This window comes from Pseudolactococcus yaeyamensis (assembly GCF_054658615.1).
This window is the reverse complement of sequence record NZ_BAAGGP010000084.1, coordinates 1-12,719: the sequence shown is the minus strand read 5'-3', so window position 1 is coordinate 12,719 and position 12,719 is coordinate 1. Positions and strand designations below refer to the sequence as shown.

9 protein-coding genes are annotated in these 12,719 nt (G+C 40.5%); 6 read left to right on the top strand and 3 right to left on the bottom strand.

Annotated features, from left to right (window positions below):
- The first annotated feature begins 253 nt into the window (after window positions 1–253).
- Both gltX and ACYQ21_RS12895 read left to right on the top strand, forming a co-directional pair.
- Window positions 254–1,702: a glutamate--tRNA ligase gene (gene gltX / locus ACYQ21_RS12900; protein WP_460058858.1), complete on the top strand. Its 1,449-nt coding sequence runs from the start codon at window positions 254–256 to the stop codon at window positions 1,700–1,702.
- Window positions 1,703–1,704: 2 nt separating this feature from the next.
- Window positions 1,705–2,193, top strand: a complete 489-nt coding sequence (locus ACYQ21_RS12895; protein WP_460058857.1) for a GNAT family N-acetyltransferase — start codon at window positions 1,705–1,707, stop codon at window positions 2,191–2,193.
- Window positions 2,194–2,230: 37 nt separating this feature from the next.
- Here the strand turns inward: ACYQ21_RS12895 and ACYQ21_RS12890 are convergent, their stop codons facing one another.
- Window positions 2,231–2,950 carry a TraX family protein gene (locus ACYQ21_RS12890; RefSeq protein WP_460058855.1) on the bottom strand — a complete coding sequence of 240 codons (720 nt, stop codon included), beginning with the start codon at window positions 2,948–2,950 and terminating at the stop codon, window positions 2,231–2,233.
- Window positions 2,951–3,047: 97 nt separating this feature from the next.
- Complete coding sequence (locus ACYQ21_RS12885; protein WP_460058852.1) at window positions 3,048–5,342, bottom strand: Xaa-Pro dipeptidyl-peptidase; 2,295 nt, start codon at window positions 5,340–5,342, stop codon at window positions 3,048–3,050.
- Window positions 5,343–5,611: 269 nt separating this feature from the next.
- Here ACYQ21_RS12885 and gla point away from each other — a divergent pair, with 269 nt between their 5' ends.
- Window positions 5,612–6,514 (top strand): aquaglyceroporin Gla, encoded by a 903-nt coding sequence (gene gla, locus ACYQ21_RS12880; protein WP_460058850.1) that lies wholly within the window; start codon window positions 5,612–5,614, stop codon window positions 6,512–6,514.
- 81 nt (window positions 6,515–6,595) lie between these two features.
- Here the strand turns inward: gla and ACYQ21_RS12875 are convergent, their stop codons facing one another.
- Window positions 6,596–7,306 (bottom strand): CPBP family intramembrane glutamic endopeptidase, encoded by a 711-nt coding sequence (locus ACYQ21_RS12875; protein WP_460058849.1) that lies wholly within the window; start codon window positions 7,304–7,306, stop codon window positions 6,596–6,598.
- Window positions 7,307–7,567: 261 nt separating this feature from the next.
- Here ACYQ21_RS12875 and ACYQ21_RS12870 point away from each other — a divergent pair, with 261 nt between their 5' ends.
- The 3 genes from ACYQ21_RS12870 to ACYQ21_RS12860 all read left to right on the top strand — a co-directional run bounded on the left by ACYQ21_RS12870 (window position 7,568) and on the right by ACYQ21_RS12860 (window position 12,554).
- The gene (locus ACYQ21_RS12870) at window positions 7,568–8,236 is read left to right on the top strand and encodes a CppA N-terminal domain-containing protein (RefSeq protein ID WP_460058848.1); all 669 of its coding nucleotides are present in this window, start codon (window positions 7,568–7,570) and stop codon (window positions 8,234–8,236) included.
- Entirely contained in the window at window positions 8,233–9,246 is a 1,014-nt protein-coding gene (locus ACYQ21_RS12865) for a serine hydrolase domain-containing protein (RefSeq protein ID WP_460058846.1), read from the top strand. The genes ACYQ21_RS12870 and ACYQ21_RS12865 overlap by 4 nt, the downstream gene beginning before the upstream one ends.
- Before the next feature lie 194 nt (window positions 9,247–9,440).
- Window positions 9,441–12,554, top strand: coding sequence for an SNF2-related protein (locus ACYQ21_RS12860; protein WP_460058844.1), 3,114 nt, complete (start codon window positions 9,441–9,443; stop codon window positions 12,552–12,554).
- Window positions 12,555–12,719 lie beyond the last annotated feature (165 nt).

Here is a 12,719-nt window from a genome sequence, read left to right as displayed (position 1 = left end):
ATGCCATATTTATATTATATCAAAACCAACCGTCTACAACAAGTGTGAAGTTGTAAAAAACTATCATATCCCTTGATATAATAGCTTTTGGGGGTGTATTTTTTAGTTTTAACTGTCAAACTCGGGAAAATAAAGAAAATTAAGGCGCTGCATAGTTAGCGCTTTTTTTGATATTTTGGTAAAATAGGAATGACGATTGAAACAAAAGTTTATAAACCAATCTTGGTTTATAAGTTAGATTAAGGACGTAAAAATGACAAACAAAATTCGTGTGCGTTATGCACCATCGCCTACTGGCTTATTACACATCGGAAATGCTCGGACTGCGCTTTTTAACTACCTGTATGCCCGTCATCATGGTGGCGATTTTATCATTCGTATCGAAGATACAGACCGTAAACGCCATGTTGAGGACGGTGAGCGTTCACAGCTTGATAACTTGCGTTGGCTCGGAATTGACTGGGATGAGTCTCCTGAAACGCATGACAACTACCGTCAATCTGAGCGCTTGTCGCTTTATCAAACGTATATTGATGAGTTGCTCGCATCAGGTAAGGCTTATAAATCTTACAAGACAGAAGAAGAAATCGCAGCTGACCGTGACGCACAGGAAGCTAAAGGACTACCACCCGTTTATATCAGCGAATACGCTGGCTTGACTGAAGCTGAAATTGCAGACTATATTGCCCAGCGTGAGGCTGACGGCATCGTGCCAACTGTTCGAATTAGAGTACCAGAGGGCTCTATCTACAAGTGGCATGATATCGTGAAAGGCGATATTGAGTTTGAAGGTAAAAATATCGGCGGAGACTGGGTTATTCAGAAACGCGATGGCTATCCAACTTATAATTTTGCTGTTGTTGTTGACGACCACGATATGCAAATTTCTCACGTTATTCGTGGCGATGACCATATTGCCAATACCCCTAAACAATTGATGATTTATGAAGCCCTTGACTGGGAAGCCCCTGATTTTGGTCACATGACCTTGATTATCAACTCTGAGACGGGTAAAAAATTATCAAAACGTGATACTAATACCTTGCAATTTATCGAAGATTATCGTAAAAAAGGTTATTTGCCTGAGGCTGTTTTCAACTTTATCGCTTTGTTGGGTTGGAATCCTGGTGGCGAAGAGGAAATCTTTTCTCAAGCCCAATTAATTGACTTATTCGATGAAAATCGTTTGTCTAAATCACCCGCAACATTTGACCAAAAGAAACTAGACTGGTTGGATAATGACTATATCAAACATGCTGATTTGGAACAGATTTTTGACATGGCGAAACCATTCTTGGAAGCTGCTGGTCGTTTGGATGACAAGTCGAAACATTTGGTTGAACTTTACCAACCTCAGTTAAAATCAGTAGACGAAATCGTGCCCTTAACGGACCTCTTTTATGCTGCCTTTCCATCATTATCTGATGCTGCAAAAGAAGTCTTAGAAACTGAGACTGCACCGATTGTCATCAAAGCCTTTAAAGAAAAACTTGAAGGTTTGGCGGATGCAGATTATGTTAAAGACAACATCTTCCCACTGATTAAAGAAGTGCAAAAGGAAACAGGTATCAAAGGAAAAAATCTCTTCATGCCAATCCGAATCGCCGTTTCTGGTGAAATGCATGGTCCTGAGCTGCCAGATACGATTTATCTGTTAGGCAAGGAAAAAGCTGTCAATCACTTGACGCAGTTTATCAAATAACGATGTTTTGTTATTTATTGGTTGAAACTGACGAAAAATATCCTGAGATTTTGGCGCTTTATCAGCGTAATCGGGATTATTTTGCTTTGAGCCCAAATAGTGCTGTAACGCTAGCACAAGTTGCTGATGATGTGCAGTCAGGACCAGCACAGATTGCGACGGAAAATAAGAGATATTTTTTATTGACAGATGATAAAGGCAGACCACTTGGTGTTTTAGATTATGTTTTGGGGTATCCAGATGAGCAAACTGTTTTTATCGGTCTACTTGTGGTTGATAAACCGCTACAAGGGCAGGGGATTGGCCGTGCGATTGTGACGGAACAAATAGCTTATTTCCGTAGTATTGGTATGAGCAAAGTTAGGCTAGCTGTCCTTGAGAATAACCCTAATGGTCTGGCTTTTTGGCAAGGTCTTGGATTTGAAATCGTTGAAGAAAATAAACATTCAACTGATGGTGACTTGGTTCACGTTCTGAGTTATACTTTATAAAAAAATGACCTCACTGTCGAGGTCATTTTTGAATGCTTCAGAAAAAAATCATCCGAATGATAGCTAAGATTAAGAGGTGAGCTGGATAAAAGGCATAGAAGAAGTACTTCATCGGTTTGCCTCGTTCGCCGCTATAATGATAGAGCAAGGGAATTGTGGCACCACAACCAATCACCGCATAAAGCATTTCGGGTAACATTGTCATAAGTGTCTGACTTGTATCCATATTTAAGGTGGCAAAGATATCTAAGCCAGTTAAAATGATAGGAAATAAAATTGGGATAATGAGTCGTTTAAGTGGGCTCTTAATAGCGTGATAGCATAAAATCATAGGAACACCCATGAGCATCCAGTCACAAATAGATGAAAGTAAGACAAAGCCAGCAAAGGTAAACCAAAAACCGATGCGATTTGTCATATTATCATATAAATAGAGGATGCTGAGTCCTAAAAATAGCGTAAATAGTACATCTAAAATTGGCACTTGAAAAGCTAGTATATAAGGTATAAGTGCTACAAAAGCAAAAATTAAAAGTCGTTGCCCATATTTTTTGACACTACGTGTATGCTGGTAGCCTTCAACGAGTAAAAAAGCCATAATCGGAAAAGTTAAGCCACCGGGCGTAATGAGTAGCACACGTGCAGTAAGGGATAAATGATTTTCAAATGTACCGCTAATATGGTCGAGTGTCATCGCGATAATGGCAATAATTTTGAGGCTATAGGCATTGATACCTAGCTTAAAGTCGTTTTTCAAAGTGTTCTCCTAAACAAAATAGTTTGATAACAGTATAGCATAATTAACAGAATATTTTATATACTTGCTGTCATCACATCAGATTCATTTTCAGATATCAGCTAGATTTCGGCACATAAAGTCGTGAGTTTGCCAAATCAATGGCATAAGTCACTTGCCGATTATCACGAACGGTGTGTTCAAAGTCCGTGCTATAAAGCACAAGCCGCAGTGTATCTCCCGCCTCAAAATCATAAATCGTCGGCTGCAAACGCAAGGCAACCCGAAACCACTCATCTGCGACAACCGAATGAATCTCCGTCAGCTCTTGGCGATTTTGCAGATTCATGAAGCCCTTAGTTACCACCTGATAAGGCTTATCCACCAAAGTCAGATCACGCAAATCATCCAACATAAAATTCCGCCCTCGGTCAATGGTCTTGGGTTCAAGCAGCGTGCTGACAGCCGTCAGACGTTTTTTGGCACCGAAATCTAAAACCTGAGCCGACAGTATCCCTTTTGTATCATTTAATTTCAGCCGCAAATCAAGTGTCATCTGACCATTGACCTGTAAAGCCTTAGGGAGCTGCACATCAATAATGGCAGCATTTGCCTTATCTTCAAACAAATCCGCTTTAAAGGTCTGGAAATTTTGACTATATTGAGCAAAAGTCTCAGCAGGATAGTGGTTATCAAACTGTTGCTGCTCATCTGCGAGACCGAGTGGCAAGATGTCAATATCGTGTCCGCCAAATTCAGCTAGATTTTCAAATGACTGGGCGACAGTATTTTTTTGCCAAATAACAGGTGGCAAGTCAAGCGTCAAGTCACGGTCTAATAATTTAGCTGAAAAATATGCATTGATGGTTTCAGAAAAATCAATAGACTGCCAGTTATTCATGTAGATATGGCTACCTTGATGTAGAAAAGCGTGTTTGGTCACGTGTTCTGGTAGCGCATGCCAAAAATGAAAGGCATGAGAGGGCGTGACATTGAAATCCTGCAAGCCATGGACAATAAGGATGTCAGCTTTGACCTTGTCTATATGTGGCAGATAATTTCTAGCGTGCCAGTAGTCGTTATAATCGCCAGAGGTGCGATCGAGCGCCATGCTCATGTCAGCGAGTTGTTCTTGGTAGGCAGGATTATTGACCAAAAAATCGGCCGCATTGAGGTTTCGCGAGTAAGTGAGTTCGGCGAGGACATCGAGATCTTCGCCGGGATAACCGCCGGGACTGCGGACGAGGCCGTTTTCACGATAGTAGTCGTACCAGCTAGTAATGCCAGCTTCGGCAAGAATGACGTCGAGACCTGCGACAGCAGTTGTTGCCGCACCGTAAGCAAGCGTTCCGAGATAAGACTTGCCGGTCATAGCGACGTGACCATTGGCCCAATCAGCGGTTAAAATATGTGTTTTTTGGCGATTGGTAAAGGCGCGTGTGCGACCATTCAGCCAGTCAATGACAGCGGTCACGCCGGCAATCTGCTGGTAATCACCAGAGGTCTGGAAACCGTCAGAATCACGTGTACCGACACTCGCGACATAAATTGATGCAAAACCGCGTGCGAGAAAATAATCGTTAAGGGAATAGGTCCAAGTGTGGGTAAATTGCTCAGTGGTTTGATTATTTTCGGCAAGTGGTATCTCAATAGCTGGATAATTTGGTTGAGGAATCGTCGGCTCAGTCAGATCAATCAGATCAAGCGGTTTTTCGACTAAGTCTACATTCATTTGATGTAATTTATCGTCATTGGCTTTGATATTGGTGCCAAAATGATAAGGACTCGCTGTCATAATCACTGGTAGCTTGCCGTCAAATAGTGGTCGAATAATTTCGACTTTAATCAAATCATACTGCCCACGATTTTGCGTATCAACCGAACTTTCCACATAAATCACTTCACGAATGAGCTGGCTAGTATCAAAGGTTGCTAGGCTCTTATCATTGAAAAAATGGTAGTGGTTATCAAGTGGCAACAAGCCTTCGGATACCCAGTGTTCGACTAAGGTCATACCAGTTTGACGACGGGAATTCATGGCGAGGTAAATAGCGGATATGATAGTCTGTGCTGATGGTTCAGCTGACAAGTCAACTAGAGGTAAGTTAATCAATTTGGCAAAAGTCAAGGCTTCTGTCAACTGAAAGTCGAAAACAGCTACAAAATCAAGCAACTGTAAACTAATGGCATAAAAAATATCCCAAGTTAATGGTGTTTCGGAATCTAAAAAATCACGGACTGTTTCTTGATCAGTAGCTGCTAAACTGGACATTGTAATCGGCGCAGTCAGCAGCCAAGTTTCAAGGTTAGCCTTGGCAGAAAGTGAGGGATTAAATTTAAAGCCAAGACTGGCTAAATCGCTCAGTTCTTGGTCAAATGATTTGTCAATAATAGAAAAGTGATTGAATTGCATGGTGTCCCCTTAAATTAGAGTTTTTAATCGGTCAAATTGTCTGAATAAAACAAGCATTCTACAAAATTATAACAAAAAGCTCAATCAAAAGGTCTTAAATGAACCTTAAATTTTCATGAAAGTGTTCAGTATGACTTTACACGTCTAGTATTTTCTGATAAACTTATAAGGTACTTATCATTAACAATTGAGTTTTGAATTTTGAGGTTTTTTTTTGAAATCTCGTATCAGTTAACTCAACAACTTAACAAAGGAGATTACGCACAAAAATGGACGTAACATGGATGACAAAATATCTTGCTGAATTCCTCGGAACAGCAATTCTCATTATCCTCGGTAACGGCGCGGTCGCAAATGTTGACCTCAAAGGAACTAAAGGATTCGCTTCAGGTTGGATGACCATCGCTTGGGGTTACGGTTGTGGGGTGATGATCCCTGCTTTGATGTTTGGTAACGTTTCAGGTAACCACATCAACCCAGCCTTCACACTTGGTCTTGCCGTTTCAGGTTTCTTCCCATGGGCACATGTGGCACAATACATCGTGGCACAAATTCTTGGGGCAATCGTTGGTCAAGCCGTTATCGTAATGGTTTACCGCCCTTACTACTTGAAAACAACAAACTCAAATCATATCCTTGGAACTTTTTCAACGATTGATAACGTTGATGATGGGACTGCGACATCACGTCATGGGGCAACTATCAATGGTTTCTTAAACGAGTTCTTTGGTTCATTCGTCCTTTTCTTCGGCGCACTTGGTCTGACTAAAAACTTCTTTGGTGCTGAAATCATACCTGCCATTGATAAATTATTGACATCACAAGGTGGCGCTAATGGTGCTGTAACGAAAGTTGCGGACATGGACATTGCGACTAAAGTGCAACAAGGGATTGTCGGTTTAACAACAGGTAATCTTGCCTCACTTGCAGTAGCGCATTTGGCACTTGGTTTCCTTGTGATGACACTTGTTGCCTCACTCGGCGGCCCTACTGGTCCAGGTCTTAACCCAGCGCGTGACCTTGGACCACGTATCCTTCATGCTATCCTTCCTAAATCTGTCCTTGGCGAAAGCAAGTCTGATTCAAAATGGTGGTATGCTTGGGTTCCTGTCTTGGCACCAATCTTGGCTGGTATTTCTGCCATCGCCTTGTTCAAAATTATTTTCATCTAAGCTATTACTGTCTAAATGACAAGCATTTGAAAATCCCTAGTCAATCATTTTGGCTAGGGATTTTTGAATGGTATTAAATTGTTATTTGATGAGGAAAAAGCCAATCGTTACCAAAGTATTCCAGAGAAAATGAATAGATAGACTAAGGTAAAAGTTACGATATTTGGCATATAATCCTGTTAAAACGAGACTCATCAGACCATAAGTCATGAAACTCGCGAAGTCTGTCGGGCCATGCGCTGCGGTAAAGAGTGCCCATGCAAAAACAGCTGCGACTTTAGGCCATTTGTTAAAAACAAGTTCAAACAGACTCACCCTAAAGATTAATTCTTCAAAAAATCCAGCAGATGTTGTCATCATAGCAAAGACAAGGGGTGGTAGTACTTTACCGATATTGTTAATAAGATCTTGATTGTCAGTCCCATTGGTTCCAGTCAAAGTCATGATGATACCTGAAATTAATGAAGAAACAAACATCAGTCCGAAACCAGCTGCGATTTTACCGAGTTGGAAGTAACGCCAGTTAATTTTAGGAATCAGATGATATCGGAGTGCCCAGATATAAGAGAGCCAGACACAAGCGGCAAAAAGTAAGAGAAAGAGTCCGATTTTCCAAAGTTCGAAATGACCTTGGCGATCTATAGTGATCGCAGGTAAGGCTTGTGAGACTTGCCATAATACTAGCGCCCAGATGAAAGTAAGTCGTGACTTCCAAGTTTGATTTTCCGATTCGTGAGGGGGCAACAGGGGCTGTTGCTTTGCATTGTTTTGAGCAATTTCTAAATAATTCATGATTATAAGATAGCATATTTCATAAGGTTTCACAACAATTTACTGTAAATTATTCTAGCACAGTAATGAGAAAAAACGCACCTCTTTGTTTTGAATATTCTCTAATCTATTCATTTGTTGCAGAAAAAATGATAAATTTTTGTAAAATTTGGCATAGTTGACTATAATAGAGATAGCTAAACTATCGAAAAACTAAAGTGCCTCTGATTTAATGTCTTAAATGACCTTAATGACGTGAGAAAAGTGAGAAAAAGAGAGAAAATGAAGACAGTTTTTGATCATATCAACAAGGCAGTACCAGTCATCCGTGTCAACAATCGTGATTTGAATTTGGCATTTTACAGGGAAACTTTGGGATTGAAAGTTATCTCAGAAGAAAATGCTTTGGTCATGCTTGGTGGCAAAACAGCTAAAACATGGGCTGATACCAGATTAATTTTGGAAGAATCACCAAGTATGCGGACACGTGCTGTAGATGGTGTGAAGAAATTGCGCAAAATTGTGATTGAGAGTCCGGAATTTACAGAAGGGTTTAAGGCGACTTCACCAGAAGGTGATGTTTTTGAGATTGTTCCAAGTCAGTCTAAGACACAGGATATCAAAATTGTTGATATTCAATTGAATACGAGTAACTTAAAAGATGCTTTGGCATTTTACGTTGACGGCTTTGGTTTAAGCGAAGAAAACCATGTCGTTCAGTTGCCCTTTGGTCAACTTTCGTATTTTGAAGCGCAAGGGTCAGATTTGTTGACTCATCCAGAGGAAGTTTGGGATCTTGAAATTATTGAATTTGAAGTGGCATCAACAGTTGATTTGCACCAAATTGCGAAACAATTAGAGGACTTGGGCTTAGACTATTATGTTGATAAAAAAGGTAAAATTTTGACCCTAACAGATGGTCAGAACATCGAAATCTGGTTCATGAAATGATTGGCGCATCAGTGGATACCCCTCTTGAACTTGTGAAAGCATACGTCGCATCTGGCATTTTCCCAGGTGCTTCTTTTGCAATTGTCAATGGCTCGGATATACAAAAATATATCATCGGCTATAATCGTTTGAAGCCAGAACCAGTTCCGTTGCAAGCAGAGATGGCTTATGATTTAGCGAGTGTTTCCAAGGTGGTCGGCACTGGTACCCTGATGATTGACTTAATCCTGTCGGGACAACTAGGACTTGATGAGTTACTAATTACGCATTATCCAGAGTTTAAAGGACGGGGGAGAACCTCACTTACCATTCGGCAACTTTTGACACATACCTCAGGCATTGACCCCTTTATTGAAAATCGGAACAGCTTGGGATACGACGAACTTCGGACAGCCCTTAATCAGGTAAGTGTCACAATGGCTAAAACCTTTCATTACACCGATGTGAATTTCATTTTACTGGGTTTCATGTTAGAGGCTATCTATGGTCAGGATTTAGCAGATATTTTACAAGAGCAAGTCTTTAAGCCATTCAAAATGTCTCGTACAGGATTTATCGCACCAGATAAAACAGTTGCGACAGCTTGGGACTTACCTAGAGGACTTGTCCATGATCCTAAAGCTCAGATCTTGGGGCGACATACTGGATCAGCAGGTCTCTTTTCAGATTTAGACGACCTGATTGCCTTTTCTCAAGCTTATTTTGCCAACCCAGCCTACCACGATTTATTGCAAGATTATGCCCAAGCAGACAAACCTCGCAGCTTGGCTTGGGATTTGGTTGGACTTGACCTCCTCTCAAACTCAAAAACTGCTCAAACCGTTTTGGGGCAATGGTTGCTGCACACAGGCTACACAGGTACTTTTATTCTGTTAAACTTAAAGACTCGGCAAGCTGTGATTTTCCTGTCAAATCGTGTTCATTTGCAGGATAATCGGAAGCAATGGCTTATCGACCGAGATAGGTTAATCCAAGCCTTTTTGGAAATGATGCCAGCCTTCACGAAGTGAAATCGTAGAGAAACACAGAAAATCTCTGAAATTTTCTAGAAAATATGGTATAATAATGCCAAAATTTAAGTGCATTAGACCAAAAAAAGTCATAACAAAAAATCCGTTGGTTAGGTCAATGCTGACTAAAAATAAAGATTGGAAATTTTGAGTATTAACCTTTTAAAAAATGCTTTGAAGATAGGACAAATAATATGAGCCGAATGATGCCAGCGCGCATCCGTGCCGAAGGTGCGGAACTTTTTGATAAAGGATTGATGAACGATGTGTCTGTCAATGGAATGAAACTTTCGGCTGATGTTGATGGTGAGCAAGTCGTTTATGATTTAGACGGTCAAAATGATTTGTGTTTTTGTGATGTCTTTCAACGCAATAAGCGCTATTGTCAACATATCGCTGCTGTTGAAGAATATCTGAAAAAAGCAGATATTGAAGCAGTTGAGGAAGAAAAGAAAGCATATGAAGCTGAGGTCGAAAAATCAAAAGAATTGCAAGCATCTGCTGACTTTCTAGCTAAAATCAACGATGATAAATGGGCAAACGAATCAGAAAAATTAACCCTAGAAGTTGAGGTTTCTGATTCCCAGTTGATGGAAGTTTTTTACTATAGCGGTAAATTTTTGGCCTTTACGTTCAGAATTCGTCTATCCACTATATCTCGGGCTTATGTCATTAAAGATATTCCGCATTTTATTACCTTGCTCAGAAAAGGTGGCACTTATCTGCTTGGCAACTCGCACTATGTGACACTACTACTGTCACATTTTGATCAAGCCAGTCAAGACTTTTTAAATTACCTACTAAAAATTGCGCCGAGCCAAGAAGAATTGGCCTTGACGAGTCTTTTTCGTAAGTTGGGGCGATATTTTGTCCCTCATGCCGGTCTGCTGTCGGAACTTTTGCCCTTGACTGCGGCAATGGATTTTTCGATGAAAATTTCAGAAAAACCAGTCAAATATTTCAGCGTTTTGCCTTTAGATGCTGAAGGTGACCTGTACCAATTCGAGGTTAAACCTCTGGATGATGTCATCGAGTTGACGATTAGAGAGATGGCATGTCAGCCCTTTTTTGACGGTGAGATGATTTATCGAGATCATATTTTCTATCAGTTAGATCCTGAGCAGTTAGAGTTATTGAATTTTTTAGCCAAGGTGCCAATGGCGACAGATGGCCTGAGAACAATTCATTTTGATTATGATGACAAGGATAAGTTGGCTCAGGCTTTACAAATTTTTGAAAAGTTGGGTTACGTTGCGGCACCGAATGCCTTTAAAATTCGTCCATTTAAACCACGATTTAGCTTTGACTTGGTGAATTTTCTAACTTTGCAAATTGCTTTTGACTATGGTGATTTTCAGATTACCAATTTTAAGGATTTGGATACCCTTGATTTTTCACGGCACCTACGCTTAGAAAAATGCATTTTTGATTTGGTCAAACGTTCAGGTTTTCCGGTTAGCTTTGAAACGCAGACGGTACCCCCAAAAGGCGAGGAAATCTATGAATTTTTCGCTGAAATTCTGCCACAATTTGCTAAATTAGGTGATGTTACCCTTTCATCCAGTATTCAAGAATTACAAGTCACAGAGAATTTTGATATTGACATTGATCAAAAAGGTGGCTTATTAGAAATCAATTTCAGCTTACCTCATGTGCCTGAGCAAGAATTTTCAAAACTTGTGACACGGCTTCAGGAAAATGCGGGTTATTACGTGACTGATTCGGGTCAACTTATCTTGCTTGATGAACAGTTTGATACGGTTAAGCAAGTCTTGACAGATATGTCAGATGCAGTTCAGGTCAAAGAAGGCAAAATTGCTGTCCCAACTTTTAAAACCTTCCAACTCTCTAAAATTCTTGGGGAAAAAGAGGGTGTTTCATTCTCGAAAAAATTTGAAGCCTTATACGATAATTTGATTCACCCACACGATTTTCCGTATCAAAAACCAGAGCAGATAAAAGCGACTTTGCGACCCTATCAAGAAGACGGTGTGCGTTGGATGAATATGCTGAGCAGCTATCACATGGGTGGTGTACTTGCTGATGATATGGGCTTAGGCAAGACCTTGCAGTCGATTACTTATCTGGCAAGCAATTTGGTTCAAGGTGATATGGCCTTGATTGTTTCACCGTCAAGTCTGATTTATAACTGGTCAAGTGAGTTTGCTAAATTTGCGCCAGATCTTGAGATTGTCGTTGTGGATGGCACCAAGGAAGAACGTTCAAAGTTGTTAGATAGTCCTCGAACACAGATTTTTATCACGAGTTACGGTAGCTTTTTGAAAGATGTGAACACTTATCAAACACTTAAGTTGAATTATTTACTGATTGATGAGGCGCAAACGGTTAAAAACTTTAATTCTAAGACAAACAAAGCATTGTCTCAACTCAAGGTTGACCATACCTTTGCTTTATCTGGTACACCTATTGAAAATCGAGTTGATGAAATTTGGGCGATTTTCCAAATCATCATGCCAGGGATTTTAGGAGACCGAAAAAAATTTCGTAGACTGAAACATGATGCGATTTCTCGTATGATTCAGCCATTTGTGATGCGTCGTCGGAAAGAAGATGTCCTTCTGGAATTACCAGACAAGCTTGAAATGATTCAGTATAGTGAGCTTGAGGAGTCACAAAAGATTATCTATCTGGCACAGCTTGAGGTCATTCAAAATCGTGTGAGAAGTATGAACGACTATGAATTTTCACGCTCGAAGATAGAAATTCTGGCGGGAATTACACGCTTACGTCAAATCTGTGACACACCTGCTTTATTTATGCCTGATTATACAGGAACATCTGGTAAACTCAAAAGTTTGGCAGAGCTCTTGCAGCAAATCAAGGATGCTGGGCATAGACCACTCATTTTTTCTCAGTTTCGGAAGATGTTTCCGCATATTGAGAAACAGTTGGAAGAAGTGGGGATTTCTAGCTATCAGTTGACAGGGTCAACGCCGGTTAGAGATCGGATGAAAATGGTCAAGGCTTTTAATGCTGGTTCGAGAGATGCGTTTTTGATTTCACTAAAGGCTGGCGGGACAGGACTCAACTTAACGTCTGCTGATGTCGTCATTTTGATTGACTTGTGGTGGAATCCGTCGGTCGAAGAACAAGCCATTTCGCGGGCTCATCGTATGGGGCAAACGAAAACGGTGGAAGTCATCCGCTTGATTACCCGAGGTACGATCGAGGAGAAAATTATGGCGCTACAGGATAGTAAGCGTGACATGGTATCGACGATTTTAGATGGCGGTGCGGATGATAGCACGATTTCTAAGGATGAAATGAAGTCTATTTTGGGGCTTTAAGGGAGAAATTCGCACGACAAACGCATGACTCTCTCTCCCAATCTCAAAATAGGAAGCGTGTTTTAAAAAATAACAGCTCTCACATTGAAAACAACTGTGCCAAATAATCTGGAAAAGTCATTGATAACGAAAAACGTTTGAGACGAATGCTCATCTTCTTTTTAC